General features: G+C 62.6%; 17 protein-coding genes and 1 tRNA gene. 6 read left to right on the forward strand and 12 right to left on the reverse strand.

The features are described 5' to 3' along the window. Nucleotides 1–37 precede the first annotated feature (37 nt). The 3 genes from tig to JI749_RS12070 form a co-directional block, all read right to left on the reverse strand. A complete protein-coding gene (tig, locus tag JI749_RS12060; protein ID WP_201654078.1) occupies nt 38–1,417 on the reverse strand; it encodes a trigger factor in 1,380 nt (459 codons plus the stop codon). 47 nt (nt 1,418–1,464) lie between these two features. Then, nucleotides 1,465–1,549: transfer RNA gene (locus JI749_RS12065), tRNA-Leu, on the reverse strand. A gap of 61 nt (nt 1,550–1,610) precedes the next feature. Then, entirely contained in the window at nt 1,611–1,967 is a 357-nt protein-coding gene (locus JI749_RS12070; protein WP_201654081.1) for a nuclear transport factor 2 family protein, read from the reverse strand. Nucleotides 1,968–2,185: 218 nt separating this feature from the next. Here JI749_RS12070 and JI749_RS12075 point away from each other — a divergent pair, with 218 nt between their 5' ends. The 3 genes from JI749_RS12075 to JI749_RS12085 all read left to right on the forward strand — a co-directional run bounded on the left by JI749_RS12075 (nt 2,186) and on the right by JI749_RS12085 (nt 4,669). Further along, nucleotides 2,186–2,524 carry a P-II family nitrogen regulator gene (locus tag JI749_RS12075; RefSeq protein WP_035079039.1) on the forward strand — a complete coding sequence of 113 codons (339 nt, stop codon included), beginning with the start codon at nt 2,186–2,188 and terminating at the stop codon, nt 2,522–2,524. 73 nt (nt 2,525–2,597) lie between these two features. Beyond that, nucleotides 2,598–4,007, forward strand: a complete 1,410-nt coding sequence (gene glnA / locus JI749_RS12080; RefSeq protein WP_201654084.1) for a type I glutamate--ammonia ligase — start codon at nt 2,598–2,600, stop codon at nt 4,005–4,007. A 59-nt stretch (nt 4,008–4,066) separates the two neighbouring features. Continuing rightward, nucleotides 4,067–4,669, forward strand: coding sequence for a nucleotidyltransferase domain-containing protein (locus tag JI749_RS12085; protein ID WP_201654087.1), 603 nt, complete (start codon nt 4,067–4,069; stop codon nt 4,667–4,669). Between the two features lie 30 nt (nt 4,670–4,699). Here the strand turns inward: JI749_RS12085 and JI749_RS12090 are convergent, their stop codons facing one another. The 4 genes from JI749_RS12090 to JI749_RS12105 all read right to left on the reverse strand — a co-directional run bounded on the left by JI749_RS12090 (nt 4,700) and on the right by JI749_RS12105 (nt 8,745). Then, nucleotides 4,700–5,398, reverse strand: a complete 699-nt coding sequence (locus tag JI749_RS12090) for a hypothetical protein (protein WP_201654090.1) — start codon at nt 5,396–5,398, stop codon at nt 4,700–4,702. A 77-nt stretch (nt 5,399–5,475) separates the two neighbouring features. Beyond that, nucleotides 5,476–6,174, reverse strand: coding sequence for a PilZ domain-containing protein (locus JI749_RS12095; protein WP_201654093.1), 699 nt, complete (start codon nt 6,172–6,174; stop codon nt 5,476–5,478). Between the two features lie 163 nt (nt 6,175–6,337). After that, nucleotides 6,338–7,858, reverse strand: coding sequence for an ABC-F family ATP-binding cassette domain-containing protein (locus JI749_RS12100; protein ID WP_201654096.1), 1,521 nt, complete (start codon nt 7,856–7,858; stop codon nt 6,338–6,340). A gap of 566 nt (nt 7,859–8,424) precedes the next feature. Then, nucleotides 8,425–8,745 carry a hypothetical protein gene (locus JI749_RS12105; protein WP_201654099.1) on the reverse strand — a complete coding sequence of 107 codons (321 nt, stop codon included), beginning with the start codon at nt 8,743–8,745 and terminating at the stop codon, nt 8,425–8,427. A gap of 196 nt (nt 8,746–8,941) precedes the next feature. On the opposite strand from JI749_RS12105, the gene parE reads away from it, so the two are divergent. The 3 genes from parE (at nt 8,942) to JI749_RS12120 (ending at nt 13,953) form a co-directional block, all read left to right on the forward strand. Beyond that, nucleotides 8,942–10,954: a DNA topoisomerase IV subunit B gene (gene parE, locus JI749_RS12110; protein ID WP_201654102.1), complete on the forward strand. Its 2,013-nt coding sequence runs from the start codon at nt 8,942–8,944 to the stop codon at nt 10,952–10,954. A 330-nt stretch (nt 10,955–11,284) separates the two neighbouring features. Then, nucleotides 11,285–12,736 (forward strand): DEAD/DEAH box helicase, encoded by a 1,452-nt coding sequence (locus JI749_RS12115; protein ID WP_201654105.1) that lies wholly within the window; start codon nt 11,285–11,287, stop codon nt 12,734–12,736. A gap of 143 nt (nt 12,737–12,879) precedes the next feature. Beyond that, nucleotides 12,880–13,953, forward strand: coding sequence for a GGDEF domain-containing protein (locus tag JI749_RS12120; RefSeq protein ID WP_201654108.1), 1,074 nt, complete (start codon nt 12,880–12,882; stop codon nt 13,951–13,953). Here JI749_RS12120 and aroA read toward each other — a convergent pair. The 5 genes from aroA to sufD all read right to left on the reverse strand — a co-directional run bounded on the left by aroA (nt 13,950) and on the right by sufD (nt 18,728). Next, nucleotides 13,950–15,227, reverse strand: coding sequence for a 3-phosphoshikimate 1-carboxyvinyltransferase (aroA, locus tag JI749_RS12125; protein WP_201654111.1), 1,278 nt, complete (start codon nt 15,225–15,227; stop codon nt 13,950–13,952). The two genes, JI749_RS12120 and aroA, sit on opposite strands and share 4 nt — an antisense overlap. Before the next feature lie 63 nt (nt 15,228–15,290). Beyond that, on the reverse strand, nt 15,291–15,671 hold the full coding sequence (locus tag JI749_RS12130; RefSeq protein WP_201654114.1) for a HesB/IscA family protein: 381 nt from the start codon (nt 15,669–15,671) through the stop codon (nt 15,291–15,293). Nucleotides 15,672–15,722: 51 nt separating this feature from the next. Beyond that, entirely contained in the window at nt 15,723–16,133 is a 411-nt protein-coding gene (locus JI749_RS12135) for an SUF system Fe-S cluster assembly protein (protein WP_233280742.1), read from the reverse strand. 25 nt (nt 16,134–16,158) lie between these two features. Continuing rightward, a complete protein-coding gene (locus JI749_RS12140; RefSeq protein WP_201654117.1) occupies nt 16,159–17,379 on the reverse strand; it encodes a cysteine desulfurase in 1,221 nt (406 codons plus the stop codon). Nucleotides 17,380–17,519: 140 nt separating this feature from the next. After that, entirely contained in the window at nt 17,520–18,728 is a 1,209-nt protein-coding gene (gene sufD / locus JI749_RS12145; RefSeq protein WP_201654120.1) for a Fe-S cluster assembly protein SufD, read from the reverse strand. Nucleotides 18,729–18,730 lie beyond the last annotated feature (2 nt).

Here is an 18,730-nt window from a genome sequence, read left to right on the forward strand (position 1 = left end):
ACTTCTGGGCGGCTTCAAAATTCAGCGTCAGGGCACTTTAGTGGTGGTGCTCTTCCGGGACCTCGTCCTCGTCGGCCTGGATCAGCTTGGCCAGTTCCGCGCGGGTCATCTTCTTGTCGGTGATGTCGCCCTTGGCGGCGACGAAGTCGACCACCTTGTTCTCGAAGACCGGAGCGCGGAGGCCGGCAAGGGCCTGCGGGTTCTTGCGGTAGTAGTCGTAGACCTGCTGTTCCTGACCGGGGAAGCGGCGCACTTCGGCGATCAGCGCCTGCTGGTGCTCTTCCTCGGTGACGTTCACATCGTTCTGGTTGCCGATCTCGGCGACGACCAGGCCCAGGCGCACGCGGCGCTCGGCGATCTTGCGATACTGCTCGCGCGCAGCTTCCTCGGTTGTGCCTTCGGCTTCGAAGGACCGGCCGTGCGACTCCACTTCGTGGACGACGCGCTGCCAGATGGTGTTGAACTCGGCGTCGACCAGCTGGGCCGGAACGTCGAACTTGTGGCCCTCGTCCAGCGCGTCCAGTATCTGGCGCTTCATGTGCTGGCGGCTCATAGAAGCGAGCGCGGCTTCCATCTGCGTCTTGACGGCGGCGCGCATGGCGTCGACGTTTTCGACGCCGAGGCGCTTGGCGAAGTCGTCGTCGAGTTCGCCCTGGTTAGGACCATCGACGTGGAGCACGGTCACTTCGAACTGTGCCTTCTTTCCGGCCAGTTCGTCGCTCTGGTAGTCCTTGGGGAAGGTGACCTCGATCTCGCGGGTCTCGCCCTTCTTCATGCCGATAAGCTGCTCTTCGAAGCCCGGGATGAATTCGCCCGAGCCAACCGTCAGGTGGGCGTGGTCAGACGTGCCGCCATCGAAGGGCTTGCCCTTGATCTTGCCCACGAACGAAAGGCCGAGGCGATCGCCATTTTCGACGACGCCTTCGTCCCCCTTGTCGGTATAGCCCCGGTTCTGGGCAAACACGCGATTCACTTCGGCGGTGACTTCCTCGTCGGTGATATCGATGACGGGCTTGTCCAGCTTGATGCCATCAAGCTTCATCAGTTCGACGGGCGGCAGCACTTCATATTCGACTTCGAAAGCCAGGTCGGCCTTGCCGTCGAGCACGTCATTGATGACGGCCTGGTCGTCGGGCAGATCAACCTTGGGCTGGGCGGCGGCGCGTTCCTTTCGCTCGTCCAGGGTTTCGGACACGGTCGAATTGATCGCGTCGGTCATGACTTCGGACATGGCCGAGCGGCCGAACATCTTCTTGATATGCGCCAGCGGCACCTTGCCGGGACGGAAGCCCTTGATGTTGGCCTGGCCCCGCAGCTCTTCAAGCTTGTCGCCCAGGCGCGTGTTGAGGGTGGCGGCCGGAATGGTGACGCTCAGCTTGCGCTTGAGGCCTTCATTGAGGGTTTCGGTAACCTGCATTCGGTTTTGTCCCGTATTCATTGATCACATGGGCCAGGTACTGATTGTGGTGCGGGTGAGAGGACTCGAACCTCCACGCCTTGCGGCGCTGGAACCTAAATCCAGTGCGTCTACCAATTCCGCCACACCCGCAAGGGTACCCGCTGGCCGGGTTGGCGTTGCATCTATATGAAGTGCGGGGGGCAGTCAAAGGCTAGAGTGGCGATTTGGCGGGGATTGAGAACACGGTGCTGATCAGTCCCGCATCCACCACGAACATCACCGAGGTCTCCAACGGCTCGGGCCCGAGTCCGTGGATCAGTTCATGGTCGATGACCTTGTTGCCCACCACTATGCGATTCAACAATTCGGCGCGCAGGCCCTCGTGGATGAAACGCTGGCTGGCATAGAATTCGCCATAGGCGACCTTCCCGTCGATCATTAGCGTCATGTCCGGCAGGCGGAAGCTGCGGACATTGCTAGTAAAGGCAGAAAGAAAGCGCGGCAGGTCACGTTTGTTGTAGGCTTCGAACTGCAGCTGAACTGCCTCTAGTGGCGTCATAAGCGTCATTCTTGCGATCTCCTTCGCCGCGCCTGCTAGACGCCTGCTCAAAACTTGTGCAACGTGGCTATGTTTTGTCCACGCTCTGCCCAAACCGTGACATCGGCGTGCTCAGTGTATTCCAGTAAGTCCTTAATCGGACAAGCGTTTTTTGCATCGTGGCACCGTGGCACAGGCCGTGCATACGGGTGTGCGGTATCCGCCGCTAGCGGCACGTGGAGGCTCAAATGAAAAAGATCGAGGCTATCGTAAAGCCGTTCAAGCTCGACGAAGTCAAAGAGGCGCTTCAGGAAGTGGGCCTGCAGGGCATCACCGTCACCGAAGCCAAGGGCTTTGGGCGTCAGAAGGGCCATACCGAACTCTATCGCGGCGCCGAATATGTCGTCGACTTCCTGCCCAAGGTGAAGGTCGAGGTCGTATGCCCCGACGAGCTAGCCGAAAAGGCCATCGAAGCGATCCGCAATGCGGCGCAAACGGGTCGCATTGGCGACGGCAAGATCTTCGTCTACTCGATCGAGCAGGCCATTCGAATCCGTACCGGAGAATTCGGCGACGACGCGCTCTAGGGACCGCGAGGCCCTTGGCGCTACCCGCCGTGACGTAACAACAAGCATTCCGATTTAGACAGGGGAAGACCTAATGACCACCGGAAGCGACATCCTCAAGCGCATCAAGGACGAGAACATCAAGTATGTCGACCTGCGCTTCACCGACCCGCGCGGCAAGCTGCAGCACGTCACCATGGACGTGACCGTCGTCGATGAGGACCTCTTCGAAGAAGGCACCATGTTCGATGGTTCCTCCATCGCCGGCTGGAAGGCCATCAACGAGTCCGACATGGTGCTGATGCCCGATCCGAACTCGGCCTATATGGACCCCTTCTTCGGCGCCTCGACTCTCGCGATCAACTGCGACATCCTCGAGCCCCTTACCTACCAGCCCTATAACCGCGATCCGCGCACCACGGCCAAGAAGGCCGAGGCGTACCTCAAGGCTTCGGGCATCGGCGACACCGTCGTGTTCGGCCCCGAGCCGGAATTCTTCATGTTCGACGACGTAAAGTACTCCAACACCCCATACAAGGTGGGCTTCGAAGTCGACCATCCGGAGCTGCCCTCCAACAACGACACCGCCTATGAAGCCGGTAACAACGGCCACCATATCGGCCTCAAAAAGGGCTATTTCCCGGTTCCGCCGCTCGACAGCGCGCAGGACATCCGCGGCGAAATGCTTGCCGCCATGGCCGAAATGGGCGTGACCGTCGAAAAGCATCACCACGAAGTGGCCTCGGCCCAGCACGAACTCGGCATCAAGTTCGCGCCGATGATCAAGTCGGCCGACGACGTGCAGATCTACAAGTATGTCATCCACCAGGTCGCCAATGCCTACGGCAAGACCGTGACCTTCATGCCCAAGCCCATCTACGGCGATAACGGTTCGGGCATGCACTGCCACCAGTCGATCTGGAAGGACGGCAAGCCACTGTTTGCCGGTGACCAGTATGCCGGCCTGTCGATGGACGCGCTCTACTATATCGGCGGCGTGATCAAGCATGCCAAGGCGATCAACGCCTTCACCAACCCGACCACCAACAGCTACAAGCGCCTGGTGCCCGGCTTCGAAGCCCCCGTGCTGCTTGCCTACTCGGCCCGCAACCGTTCGGCTTCCTGCCGCATCCCCTTCGGCCAGTCGCCGAAGGCCAAGCGCGTGGAAGTCCGCTTCCCCGATCCGCTGGCGAACCCCTACCTGGGCTTTGCCGCGCTGCTGATGGCCGGCCTCGACGGCATCAAGAACAAGATCCACCCCGGCGACCCGATGGACAAGGATCTGTACGAGTTGCCGCGCCAGGAACTGCTGGCCATCCCGACCGTTGCCGGTTCGCTGCGCGAAGCGCTGGAAAACCTCGACAAGGACCGCGAGTTCCTCAAGGCCGGCGGCGTGTTCGATGACGACCAGATCGACAGCTACATCGAGCTGAAGATGACGGAAGTGATCAAGTTCGAGCACACCCCACATCCGGTCGAATACGAAATGTACTACTCGGCCTAAGCCTGAGTTTTGCAGTATACGAAAGGGCCCTTCGGGGCCCTTTCTTTTTGGAGCGGAATATGGCCGGACGCTGGCGGGAGACATCGCCGACCGAACTGTCGGGTTGGCTGGCGGAAGCGCCGGTACCTTGGGCCTTTGCCGGTGGCTGGGCGCTCGACCTGTGGGCCGGGACGGTGAGCCGGACGCATTCGGACATCGAGATTGCCTGCCTGCGGGCGGACCTGCCAGCTCTGGCCAGCGCCCTGCCCGGCTTCGAGATCGCCGCGGCGCAGAACAAGGTGTTGTCGCCATGGCAACCCGATGCCCCGCCCGAACCGCCTTTCAGCCTCTGGCTGCGGCGCCAGGGCGAAACGCTTTGGGACTTCGAAGTCGTGGCCGAAGCGCATGACAAGGAATATTGGCACTTTCGCCGCGACGAACGCGTGGCGCTGCCGCTGGAGCTGGCCTTCGTAACCAGTGGTGACGGCTGGCCGGTCATCGCGCCGGAAATCCAGCTGCTCTACAAATGCAAGGAGCCACGCGACAAGGATATTGCCGACCTCGGTCGCTTCTGGCCGCTGCTCGCGCCATCCGCCCGCTCCTGGCTACGTGACGCCGTAGCGCTGGCACATCCGGAAGCCAATGCGATGCTGCAGGCACTGGATCGAATGATGGCACATTGACCAGGCGTCTGCAGCTTCAGGATCGAAAAATCAGTCGTATCCGTAGCCGTCGTGGCCCGATAGGCTATCGTCGGCGGTCTCGACCGCAGCAGTCGGCAGGATGGCCATCGCCTTGCGCCAGGCGCGCGGGGTCTCGAGCAGCGTCTCGATGTCGTCGTCCGGATGCGGATTGTCGAAGCGCATGGCAAAGCCAAATTCGTACTGGCGCACGACATGCGCCAGCATGTGTCCAACGGTCACCGCGGTACCGATGGCTGGCCTGGTCTCGGCCGAAATCACGGCTCCAGTGGCGGAATAGTCAACGATCATGCACGAAACGGCGATGTCCGGCCCGGCAAAGAGCATGGAGCGTGGTTCGGCTGGCAGGTAGCGCCCGCCCATGCGGCGATCCGCTGCCTCCTCCGACTGGGGCTGGCGACGAAAAGCCTCGATCCGCTCGGCAAGCAATGCCTGCGCAGCGCGTGCCCCATCGAGCTTGACGACGAAACCGTCCTCGACATGGCGGGAAATGCGGCCATGCAATGCGCCAAACGGCCCGAAGTCGGCTCTGACGACTTCCCCGATCGAACCGACGGCAGGCGCCGTTGCGACGAATTCGGTGGGCGAAATGGTCTTGAGACGACACGCCAGCACGTCCCTGCCCGAGGCCGCCGTCTCGTCGCCCAACACATAGCGTCCGGTAACGGTGTCAATGTCGTTGAGGCTATAGTCTATCGCGGCGGACGGCATGAGATCACCCAATACAAAGGATGCAGGACTATAGACTCAGAAGCTGAAGATGACTCCCAAACTATAGCAGCAGATTTCTAAACCTGGTTAAGCAAACCTTCACCTTGCGCATCGTCCTGCTCTTCGGCCGGCGGGGTGGGCGGCGCCATCAGGATTTCGAGTTGGCTGAGTTCTTGCAGCTGGATGAATTGCAGCGCGAATCCGACATCGAGGTAGCGGACCACGCGTCCGACCAGCTTCCCCACTGCCATCGGCGTGCCCAGGCCAGGCCAGATTTCCGCCGAGACCGCTATGCCCGACTGCGACACGTCGATCACGAAGCATGGCATTTGCGTGCCGTCTGCAAGGGTCAGCACCGTACGCGGATCCCGCGGCAGAATGCGCTTGTGCTCGCGCTTGTCGGGGACCTGCTCGTGAACGTTCTTCTTCTGCCAGGCGATCTTGCCCCCGAGCTTGTCGCGATCGGTGTCGCTCATGGTCAGGCGCATGGCAAAGCCAGACGGCAGCCGGCGGCATATCTTGCCACGCAGAATGCCGAAATCGTCGAAGTGGGCGGTGATGGTCTCGCCCTCCTTGCCGATCACCGGTCCGACGATGACGGCCATCCGCGTCGAAATCGAGCACAGGCGGCAGGCATAGACGGCAACCTTGCCGTCGGTGCTTGCGCCATGATCGGGCAAGGCATAGCGACCGGCCTTTGCGCCGATGAACCGGATGTCGTGCCAATCATATTGTGATCGTGACGGCGCACTATCGCCGTCGACGCTCTGAAACATAGGGCCTCCCGATCCCATTCGTTCCAATCGGACCAAAGGCTATCGGTCAGTCCTTAATACTTGTTTTCCCCTATGCCAGGGCTTCCCATCGGATAGGCAGGCACTGCGGCGATGGTTAGCATATGCTTAGCGGGGGCGGGATTTTTCCCGCCCCCACAGAACCTTAGCTCGCCTGGTTTGCCATAGCTGCGAAATGCGGCTCCGGACTATCGACTTCGCGCAGGCGCCGGTTTTCGATCACCAGGAAGCGGTTGCCCAAGCCTCGGACGAAGCTGCGGTCGTGCGAGACCAGGATGCAGGTGGCACCGTGGGCGAGCACTTCATCCTCAAGGCGCTCCTGGCCGGGGATATCGACATGGTTGGTCGGCTCGTCCAGCAAGTAAAAATTGGGCTCCTGCAGGCGGATAGCCAGCAGCCCTAGCCGCGCCCGCTGCCCGAAGGACAGCTCGGATATCGGCCGTTGCTGCTTTTCGACAGCAAAGCCCGCCGCCGCCAGCAAAGCCTTGCTGCGCTGGTCGCCCTGGTCGAAGCGACCGGTGATGTATGCGAGCGGCGATTGCTTGGGCGGCAGGAAGCTCATGGCCTGGTCGACATAACCGGGCACGACCTGCGGGCTGACGCGCAGACCCGCGGTTTCCGAGCCGCTCATGGCGCGATGGACCAGGCCGATGAACTGGGACTTGCCCGTGCCGTTGCGACCCAGGATGACCAGCCGGTCGCCCTGGAACACATGCAGCTTATCGATGCGGAAAAGCTTGTCACCCACGGGGCTGGTCACGTCGACATTCTCCATGGCCAGCAGGACCTTGGCATTGGCGCCGCTGTTGCCCAGCTTGATCTCGCCGCTTCGTTCCTTGTGCAGCGAATGCACCGCCGCCTCGATCTTGGCCGCCCGCTCGCGCAGGTACTTGGATTTCACCACCAGCAGATCGCTTCCGGAGTTGATGCCGATATTGGTGAGCTTGGCGGCCTGCTTGCGCAGGCGGCTCACTTCCTTGAGGTCCCGTTCACGCTTGGCTTCGGCGGCCTCGTCCGCCTCGGCGAGTGCCACGCGCGCCTTGCTGTATGGCAGGGCGAAATAGTGGCTCGCATCGGGACGCAGAAACAGCGTGCGGTTCGTGGTGGCGTCGAGGAATTGGCGGTCGTGGCTGGCGATGACCACCGGGATGTTGCGCGCGGCTTGGTTGATCCAGTTCTCGAGCTGGAACAGCTTGCCCAAATCCAGGTGGTTGGTAGGCTCGTCGAGCAGCAAGGCGTCAGGCTGCAGTACCCAGCAGCGCGCGATCAGGGCGATGCGCTGCCAGCCGCCGCTCAGTTCGGTCAGCTTGCGGTTACGCATGGCATCGGGCGTTTCGAACTCGTCCAGCACCACATCGACCCGCCAGCTATCGGTTTCGCGATCGGCAACCGGCAGCGCCTCAAGCACTGCCTCGTAGAGCGTCAGCCCCATACTTGCGGTGGGCATGTCCTGCTCGACATAGCCGACCGTCAGGCCGCGCGAGCGAACGATATCGCCGGACGTCAAATCCCCCTGCCCGGCCATCGCGCGCAACAAGGTGGTCTTGCCACGGCCATTACCGGCCACAAGGCCGACGCGGTCGCCGTCTGATATGACGAAGTTGAGGTTGGAAAACAGGGTAACGGTGGCCACGAGGCCAGCATTGCGGAGGCTGATGGAGCCCATTTTTGTCTCACTGGTGCGGCGCCGAGCGCCAAGATCCTGTCAGGCGGTCACAGACCGCCGCGAAGGGCAAACCAGGATGGAGACAGAAGGAACGTCCGTACCAGTACCGGTCAGCCCTGCAGCTTGAGCCACAGGGCGGGGACAGGGCCACGGGAGCGGTGCGTGAACAGCAATGTCATCGACGCCCTCCCTGGTTGGTAGTTCGGCGTGACTGACCATTAGCCGCCCAAACGGCGGAAATCAATCTCAACGGTCAGAGGAGGTAGAACATGGTGGCGACCAGCGCCAGCACCCCAGAACGCGGGGCGGTGAGCTTGGCCAGCCGGTACGCAATACCTGAAAATCCGGCATGCGGCCAAACACCGAAGACATCGGAACCAGCAGGAACCTGGTACGCAGAACTATGATTCCCAGTGGTTCGCATACGGCAACTCCAGACAAAAACCGTATGAAATGGTTCTAGCAGCGCGCGTTTAAGAAAGTGCTTTCAAGAAGCAAACGGAACGTAAACCGGCCGCCCGATCTTGGGACGGGTTTGTATCGACCGCGTTAGCGGCTCCACGCTCTCAAGCCGGCCTGAGCTGCTTCCGGCCCTCGATACGCCCGGTGCAGTAGTTGAAGTCGAGCAGGTAGACCCATCCGTCGCGCGTTGCCCGCACTTCAACATGCCCCTCGTTCAGGACATTGAGATAGATGTCGGTATAGCCGCGGCTCGCGACGGCCTGGCGGATTTGGTAATCGCCCATGCAGGTGAGCCGGCGGGGAAAGAAGTCGGATTCCTCGTCTCCATAGAAGATGCCGAATCCGACCGATTGAGCCTGGACGGGTGCCGAGACGGTGGCGCCGAGCAACAAGGCCGCGACGGCGATGACGATGGACTTGGTCAAGACAGCCTCCTAATCCGTAATGCGGTCGATCAAACTATCGCGGCAGGCTTGAACCCGAGCGCAACCGCCCGTTCATCTGCCGTTCAGCTTTGTGGACAAAGCCCCAAGGCGCGGCTGGTTCCAGAACGGCACAGCACAGGGCTGGGATATGCTAGAAGGCGGAATCGTCCGATTCGGACGCGAACACGGGATGCGCATGTCGCAAGCAGAAGACCTTTTCGGCGCGGGAGACGAGCCCGAGCGCCAGCCGGAACCGATCAAGCCTGCCAGCAAGCCTGCGGCTGGGTCCGGCACGTATTCGGCTGCCGATATCGAGGTGCTGGAAGGGCTTGAGCCGGTTCGCCGGCGGCCGGGCATGTATATCGGTGGTACCGATTCCAATGCACTGCACCACCTGTTCGCCGAGGTCATCGACAATTCGATGGACGAGGCCATTGCCGGCCACGCCACCCGTATCGAGGTGCATCTGGGCGCCGACGGCTTCATTACCGTCGCCGACAATGGCCGCGGCATCCCGGTTGAGAACCACCCGAAATATCCCGGCCGCTCGACGCTGGAGATCGTTCACACCGTGCTCCATGCGGGCGGAAAGTTCGATTCCAAGGCCTATGAAACATCCGGCGGCCTGCATGGCGTCGGCGTCTCGGTGGTCAATGCCCTGAGCGACAGCCTGGTCGTCGAGGTCGCACGCGAACAGCAGCTGCACCGGCTCAGCTTCTCGCGCGGCAAGCCGCTCGGTGACATCGAAGCGCTTGGTCGGGTGCAGAACCGGCGCGGCACGACTACTCGTTTCCACCCCGACCCGCAGATCTTTGGCGAACACGCCCACTTCTCCGCCGCCCGGCTCTACCGGATGACGCGGGCCAAGGCCTATCTGTTTGCCGGCGTCGAGCTGCGCTGGAGCTGCGACGAGAGCCTCGCGACCGAGGACGCGCCGGCCAAAGCAGTGTTCCATTATCCCAACGGCCTCAGGGACTTCATGACGGCGCGCATCGAAGGGGAAACGCGCATTGTCGATGAACTGTTCTGCGGCAGCCATGGCAAGCCCGGCTCGCATGGTGCGGTCGAGTGGGCTGTGGCCTGGACGCTGGGCGACGGCGGAGTCTCGTCCTATTGCAATACGGTGCCCACGCCTGATGGCGGTACGCACGAGGCGGGTCTACGAAGTGCCCTGCTCCGCGGTCTCAAGAATTATGCCGAATTGACCAAGAACAAGGGCGCCGCCATCCTGACGGCAGAGGACGTGTTCGCCCATTGCAGCGCCATGCTCTCGGTCTTCGTGCGCGAACCCGAATTCGTCGGCCAGACCAAGGACAAGCTGGCCTCCGGAGAGGCCACGCGCATTGTCGACACGGCGCTGCGCGACGCGTTCGACCACTGGCTGGCCGCCTCGCCCAACCAGGCGGGCAAGCTGCTCGACTGGGCTATCGAGCGCGCCGAAGAACGGCTGCGCCGCCGCAAGGAAAAGGAAATCGACCGGGCCAGCGCCACGCGCAAGCTGCGCCTGCCTGGCAAGCTGGCAGACTGCACGCAAACCGCAGCGCAGGGCGCCGAGCTCTTCATCGTCGAGGGTGACTCGGCCGGCGGCAGCGCCAAGCAGGCGCGCAATCGCTCCAGCCAGGCCGTGCTGCCGCTGCGCGGCAAGATCCTCAACGTGGCCGGCGCCAGCCGCGAGAAGATGCAGGCCAGCCAGCTGATCTCCGACCTCATCCAGGCACTGGGCTGTGGAACGCGCGATCGCTATCGCGAAGACGACCTGCGCTACGACAAGATCATCATCATGACCGACGCGGACGTGGACGGCGCGCACATCGCTTCGCTGCTGATCACCTTCTTTTTCCAGGAAATGCCCAGGCTGATCGATGGCGGCCACCTCTACTTGGCCATGCCACCGCTCTATCGCATCAGCCAGGGCGGCAAGACACTTTACGCCCGCGACGACGCCCACAAGAACGAACTGCTGGCGACCGAGTTCACCGGCAAGGGCAAGGTCGACATGACCCGCTTCAAGGGTCTAGGCGAAATGCCGTTTGCCCATCTGCGCGAAACCACGATGTCGCCGAGCACCCGGACCCTGCTCCAGGTCAAGGTGCGGGACGACCTGGATGCCACCCGAACCAGCGTCGATCGCCTGATGGGCACCAAGCCGGAGGCGCGTTTCGACTTCATCCAGGAGAATGCCGCCTTTGTGACGGATTTGGATATCTGACACCTTCTCCACCTCCCCTCATGGGAGATGAAGCGTCCCTGATAACCCTAACGCACCCAAATCCGTTGACAGACAAGGGGTTTGCGCTATGTTCCGCGCCGCTGGAGCATTTCTGGCTCGACGGCTTGTCATCTCGACATCACCCGCCTCTGCCAGACTGCCTCAGGGTCACTCCGTCGCTGCACTTGCTGCATTCCGCCCAGTGACCGATCCAGTTGTGGACATGCCTGCGTATCGTGCTTTGTCCGTCCACTGCTGAAGACCCCGGCGCACCGTTCGAATGTCTCGGACTGGACCTGGCCCCGGGCCACATTTCTGGAATGACCTGATTTGACTGATGATTTTTCCGGGCTCGGCCTGTCAACCAAAGTAACCGATGCGGTTACCGCTGCAGGCTACAGCAAACCGACTGAAATTCAGGCGCAGGCGATCCCGCATCTTCTGCAGAAGAAGGACCTGATCGGCATTGCCCAGACCGGCACCGGCAAGACGGCGAGTTTCGTCCTGCCCATGCTGACGCTGCTGGAAAATGGCCGCGCCCGCGCCCGCATGCCCCGTACGCTCATTCTTGAACCGACCCGCGAGCTGGCGGCGCAGGTGTCCGAGAATTTCGAGAAATACGGCAAGAACCACCGGCTCACGATGGCCCTGATCATCGGCGGCGTGTCGTTTGAAGACCAGAACAAGAAGCTCGATCGCGGCGTCGACGTGCTGATCGCAACTCCCGGCCGCCTGCTCGACCAGATCGACCGCGGAAAGATCATGCTCAATGGCGTCGAAATCCTCGTCATCGACGAGGCTGACCGCATGCTCGACATGGGCTTTATCGACGACATTGAAAAGATCTGCTCGCGCCTGCCTGCGCGCCGGCAGACCATGCTGTTCTCGGCCACGATGGACGCGCAAATCGAGCGGCTCACCAAGAAGTTCCTCCGCGATCCGGTGCATGTGCAGGTGTCGCGGGCCGCTTCCACAGCCGACACGATTGACCAGAAACTGGTCAAGGTCGGCTCCAAGCCCGAAGACAAACGGGCCTCGCTGCGCGAGCGCATTCGCGCCTCCGAAGGGCTGACCAACGCCATCATCTTCTGTAATCGCAAGCGCGATGTGGCGACGCTGGCTCGCTCGCTGGAACGCCACGGCTTTTCCGCAGGGGCCCTTCATGGTGACATGGACCAGAAGAGCCGCATGGAAACGCTCGATGCGTTCAAGAACAACCGGCTGACCCTGTTGGTCGCCAGCGACGTGGCGGCGCGTGGGCTGGATATTCCGGCAGTGAGCCACGTGTTCAATTTTGACGTGCCCGTGCATGCCGAAGACTATGTGCACCGCATCGGCCGCACTGGTCGTGCCGGGCGGCTGGGCGTCGCCTACACGCTGGTCGCCCCCGCCGATGGCAAGCATCTCGATGCCATCCTCAAATTGATCCAGAAGCCGATTGAGTATCTCGATACCGGCAAGACCGCGCCTGCTGCGGCTCCGGAGGATGATGACCGCCCGGCCCGGCCGGCTCGCTCGCGTCGCGGTGGCCCGCGCAGCCGCGCTGAAGCTGGCGCGGCGACCGAGCCCACGCCCGCCACAGAGGTCAAGCAGAAGCCTGCCGACGACGCGTCGGCCAAGCCAGAAGCCGCGCCGTCCGAGCGCGGTCAACGTCGTGGCCGTTCACGGCAGCGTCCCGAAGCCGAGCAGGCTCCGCCAGAAGCTGGTACCAGCAATTCTCCCTTTGGTAATGACGGTCCCATTCCGGCGTTCTTGCTGCGCTCCACGCGTGTGGTCAGCTGACCTAAACGGCATTTGACTGTGCATGCCTGTTTTTTATTGTCGCGGCACAGTTGTGTTCATTAACGCCGGGGCGGTATTTATCAGGGTGACTCGGTGGTGGGGCGAACGGCGCCGAGTTAGCGCAACGAGGCGCGAGGGAAGCAGTGTCCGAACAGGAATTCAAACGCGCGCTCGGTTACGCGAATTCTGCCTTTGACCTGCTCAAGCGCAGCGGGATTCCGCCCTATCCCCAGTTCTACGAGCTGCTCTACACCTATTCCACCGGCGTCAATCCGACGCTGAACGCCCGGATCAATGCGATCTTTCGCAACGGCGACTCGCCGACGACCAATCTGGCCGAGACGCTCTACAACGAGTTCCTGAAGTCGGACGTGAATGATCGCATGTCGAGCGTCTCGGAGCGCATGCATGCGCGTATCGAGGCGGTCTATGAGGCCATCGATTCGGCCATGACCACGGCCAACGCCTATTCGGGCTCGTTACAGTCGGCCAGTGGCGATCTTGAGCGCGAGATCTCGGTGGCGGCGATGAAGGAGCTGGCAGACAAGCTGCTGAGCGAAACCCGCCGCATGCAGGAAACAAATCGCTCGCTCGAGCAGAAGCTCGAGGCGTCGCGCGACGACATTGCCTCGCTGCAGCGTGACCTCGACGATGTCCGACGGGAGTCCCTGCTCGACCCGCTGACCAAGATCGCCAATCGCAAGAGCTTCGACGAAGGCATGGATGGGGCGATCGCAGAAGCGAGCGAGACAGGGGTGCCGCTCTGCCTGATGATCATCGACATCGATCACTTCAAGAGCTTCAACGATACCTATGGCCACCAGACTGGCGACCAGGTGCTGCGGCTGGTGGCGATGACGCTCAAGTCCAACATCAAGGGTAAGGACCTGGCGGCGCGCTACGGTGGGGAGGAATTCGTTGCCATCCTTCCCTCCACCGACATGGAGGGTGCGGTCATCGTGGCGGAGAACATCCGCAAGGCGATCCAGGCCAAGGAACTGCTCAAGCGGTCGACCAACGAGAAGCTGGGCCGCATTACCGCGTCGTTCGGCGTTGCTGCCTACCGTCCGGGCGACACGCCCGCCACGCTGATCGAACGCGCCGACCGCTGCCTCTATGCCGCCAAGCATGCCGGCCGCAATCGCGTGATCAGCGAAAGCGAACTCGAGGCGATGCAGGCGCAGGTCGAAGAGACCAAGGACGTCTCGGCCGCCTAGGCTGGCACTAGCTCCACGCCCAGCCCTGCCAGCATGTCCCAATAGGCCGGGTAGGTCTTGCCCGTACAGGCCGGATCGAGAATGACGATGCCGGGGACGCGAAGGCCCGCCAGGGCGAAGCTCATGGCAATACGGTGATCGTGGTAGGTTTCGATCTTGATGCCGCTGTTGCGGCCCACCAGCTTCGAAGCGAGCTCGGGATCGGCGGCCACAACGAGGTCGTCGCCCTCCTCCGTCCCCAGTCCCGGCAGGATCCGGTTCAGTTCATTGGCGACGGCGCGGATGCGGTCGGTCTCCTTGACCCGCAGATTGGCAATGCCGACGAAGCGCACCGGCTGGTTATTGAACGCGGCGAGCACGGCCAGGGTGGGCACGGCGTCCTGCATCTGCGAGCCGTCGATGACGGCGGGCATATCGGGGAACTGCGCAATGACAGCCTGGGCGGCCGCGTCGGGCTGAGTAAAGGCATCGGCGGCGACGCCCAAGTCGATGCGCCCGCCAGTCAGCACCTCGGCGCCCCACAAATAGGTTGCCGCAGAAGCATCGGGCTCGATCAGCAGGTCGGTGGCCCTGTAGCCGGTGGGCTGCACAAGCCAGGTACCGGGATCGAGCTGTTCAACCGAGGCACCAAAGCTGCGCATGGCGGCCAGCGTCAGGTCGACATAACCGCGCGCGCCGATGTCCTTGCCGGTCAGCGCCACGGTGATCGGGCCCTCGCCAAGCGGCGCGGCCATCAGCAGCGCCGAAACATACTGACTGGACAAACCCGCATCGATCTCGACCCGGCCCGAACCAAAACTGCCCTTGCCGCGAACGGTAACCGGCGGGCAACCCGTTGGGCTAGTGGCGTCGATCCCCAGCGACTGCAAGGCCGTCACCAGCGGACCGATGGGGCGTAGGCGCATCTCCTCGTCGCCGTCGACGATAACTTCGCCATCGACAGTGGCGACGGCAGCGGTCAGGAAACGGGTGGCCGTGCCGGCATTGCCGAGGAATAGCGGTCCCTCAGGCGCCTGCAGGCGGCCCGCGCTCGTCACCACAAAGCTGGTGGCGTCCGGCTCGTCGACAGTCACCCCCATCTGCTGCAGCGCGGCCGCCATCAGCACCGTGTCCTTGCTCTTGAGCGCGCCGGTGAGCCTGCTCGTGCCGTTGGCCAACGCCGCCAGCAGCAAGGCGCGATTGGTGATGGATTTGGACCCCGGCGGGGAGACACGACCGACAAGCGGACGGTTGGGCGGGACGATGGCGAGGGCGGGCGGCAGGGGCGTCAGCATGATGGCGCGATCAATGCCCGATGGCGACGCGCGGTGCAAGGTGTAGCGGCGCGCGAAGGGCGACTAGGCCCCTGCCCGCGCCTCGGCGATCGCCTTGAGGTCGGCGGCCTTGAGCGTCACGCTTTCGCCGCAGCCGCATTCGCCGGTCTGATTAGGGTTCTTGAAGGTGAAGCCCGAACTCATCTTGGCCGTCTCGAAGTCCATCACCGTACCGAGCAGGTACATTGTCGCCTTTGGGTCAATCCAGACATCGACACCCTTGTCCGTCACGTGATCGTCGCCCTTCACGGGCTCGGAGACGTAGTCCATGGTATAGGCGACCCCGGCGCAGCCGGCATTCTTGATACCGACGCGCAGGCCAATCACTGGCTTTTCCGAATCTTCGATGATCTCGGTGATGCGCTCGGCAGCGGCATCGGTCAGCGACATGATCTTGAAGGCCATGGACGAACTTTCTATCGGCGTTTCACGATATATAGGACAAAACGCGTCAGATTACCACCAGTTCAGGGCGACTTGAGCTTCTTCGCTCATGCGCGAGGCGTCCCATGGCGGATCGAACACCATGTTGACCTCGACATCCTGAATTCCTTCGACACCACGTGCCGCGTTCTCCACCCAACCGGGCATTTCGCCCGCCACCGGGCAACCCGGCGCGGTCAGCGTCATGTCGATGGTCAGCTTGCGGTCGTCATCCAGGTCGACCTTGTAGATGAGGCCCAGCTCATAGATGTCGACCGGAATTTCCGGGTCATAGACGGTCTTGAGCGCGCCGATCAGGTCCGTCGTGATGCGCTCGACCTCAGCCTCGGGCAGGCCGCCAGCGACATTGGGGGTGATGCGCGGCTCGGGAATGGTGGGAGCCGGTGCGATCTTGGATTCGTCAATTTCGATGTCTTCGGTCATAGCTAGCCTCGCTTACGCGAAAAATTCACTCGAAAAACTTCCTGGCGCGTTCAATGCCGTCCACCAGCGCGTCCACATCGTCCTTGCCGTTATATAGGGCGAAGGAGGCGCGGCAGGTAGAGGTGACACCAAAGCGTTTGAGCAGCGGCATGGCGCAATGCGTGCCGGCACGAACGGCGATGCCATAGCGGTCGAGAATGGTCGCAATATCATGGGCATGGGCGCCGGCCATCTCGAACGAGAAGATGCCGCCCTTGCCCGGCGCGGTACCGATCAGGCGCAGCGAATTGATGCGGCTGAGCCGTTCATGGGCATATTGGGCAACCTCGTGCTCATGCGCGGCAATCGCCTCGCGCCCAAGCTCGTTCATATAGGTCAGCGCCGCACCCAAGCCGATGGCCTGGACTATCGGGGGCGTGCCGGCCTCGAAACGGTGCGGCGGCTCGTTGTAGGTGATCGTGTCCATGGTCACGACGTCGATCATCTCACCGCCGCCCTGATAGGGCTGCATTTCGGCCAGGAGGTCGTATTTGCCATAGAGCACGCCGATGCCGGTCGGGCCGTAGAGCTTGTGCCCGGTCATGACATAGAAATCGGCATCGAGCGCCTGGACGTCGACGCCGGTATGCACAGCGCCCTGCGACCCATCGATCAGCACCGGAATGCCGCGGGCATGGGCGATCTCGATGACCTCCTTGATCGGCGTCACCGTGCCCAGCACGTTGCTCATATGCGTAACCGCAACCATACGGGTCCGGTCGGTCAGGGTGGCCGCGAAGGCGTCAAGGTCGAAGCTGCTATCGTCACGCACATCGACCCACTTGATCACCGCGCCCTTGCGTTCGCGGTGGAAGTGCCACGGCACGATATTGGAATGGTGCTCCATGATCGAGAGCACGATTTCGTCGCCCTCGCCAATGCGCGGACCCGCGAAAGAGGACGCCACCAGGTTGATCGCCTCGGTGGCCGAGCGGGTGAAGATGATCTCTTCGGGCCGCGCCGCATTGAGGAACTTCTGCGCCGCATGACGCCCGCCCTCATAGGCCTCGGTGGCGCGGTTGGCGAGCGTATGCAGGCCCCGATGCACATTGGCATATTCGTGGCGGAAGGCATGATCCATGCGGTCGAGCACCTGCACCGGCTTCTGCGCCGACGCGCCGCTATCGAGATAGACAAGCCGATTGCCGTGGATCACCTCGGACAAGATCGGGAAATCGGCGCGGACTTTGGCTAGGTCGAAGGTCATATGTCACCGGCTTTTGCCTCCCCTCCCCCTTGAGGGGAGGGGTCGGGGGTGGGGGTCCATCAGTGACCCACACAACTACCCCCTCCCTCGGTCCCTCCCCTCAAGGGGGAGGGAGGGCAAGACCCGCGGGTCTTGCCCAGTTACTTCCCCAGCAGCCACCCGTCGATGACGCCATGCAGGGCCTCGGCCAGTGCCTCGTCCGCGATGGGGTCGACGAGCTCTTCCAGGAACCCGCGCACCAGCATGGTCTCGGCTTCTTCCTTCGGAATGCCGCGGCTCAAGAGATAGAACAGGTGATCCTCGTCGAGCTTGCCGCAGGTCGAGCCGTGGCCGCAGACCACGTCGTCGGCATAGATTTCGAGCTCGGGCTTGCTGAGGATTTCCGCCTCGTCTGACAGCATCAGGCCCTGGCTCATCAGCTTGGCGTCGGTCTTCTGCGCGTCGCGCGCGACGACGAGGCGGCCCTGCACGATGGCCTTGCCCCTGCCCCGCGCGATCGACTTGAACAGCGGCTGGCTGGTGGTGTGGGGCACGGCGTGGTGTGCATCCATGGTGATGTCGCTGTGCTGGCCATCATTGACCAGATTTAGCCCGGTAATGTCGCCATGCGCCCCGGCGCCCTCGTAGCGCGGGAACAGTTGGGTGCGGGCGACCCCGGCCCCGGCATGGATCACCAGCGTGCGGAGCTGGGCGCCTTCGCCGACATGGTACTCGTTGGTGGCGAAATGCGTGGCCGCGCGCGCCGAGAGGTCGACGGTGATGTGGGTCACCGTGGCGCCCTTGCCCAGCGCGATATAGGTCGCGTGGTTGCCGACATGGGCCGCGTCCGAACCCGAGAAGGTCTCGAGGATAACAGCCGAAGCGCCATCAGCCACGAAGATCTTGAGCGAGTCGGCCACGTGGGCTGCCTCACCCTCGCTGCGGCGATCGATCTGGATCACCGGGTCGACGCTGCTTTCGAGCGTGAGCGTCATGCTCTCCTTGGCGAAGGCGCCATTGAGATGCACCAGCACATCGTCGCGGGTGCTGAGCACGCCGCCAGCAGCCTTGCCGACGATGATGCCCGCCGGTGCCGTTGCCGCAGCCTGGATGATGCCATTGGCGATCATCAGCTGATAGGCGCCGGCCACGCGCAAAGCCGGGGCGCTGGCCTGGTTGGCGGCCTGGGCCAGCGGCGGGATGGCACGCAGCAAGGTCTTGAGGTCGGTATAGTGATAGCTCTCGACGCGACGCGTCGGCAGGCCGGCAATGGTGATCCGCTCGGCCTCTGCGTTCGCGCCCACGCTCTTGAGCTGGGCGATCAGGGTATCTTCGGCTGCTCCGAGCCGGACGGGCATGGTCTGGCGCATCG

This window comes from Devosia oryziradicis, from assembly GCF_016698645.1.
GTDB classification, from domain to species: domain Bacteria; phylum Pseudomonadota; class Alphaproteobacteria; order Rhizobiales; family Devosiaceae; genus Devosia; species Devosia oryziradicis.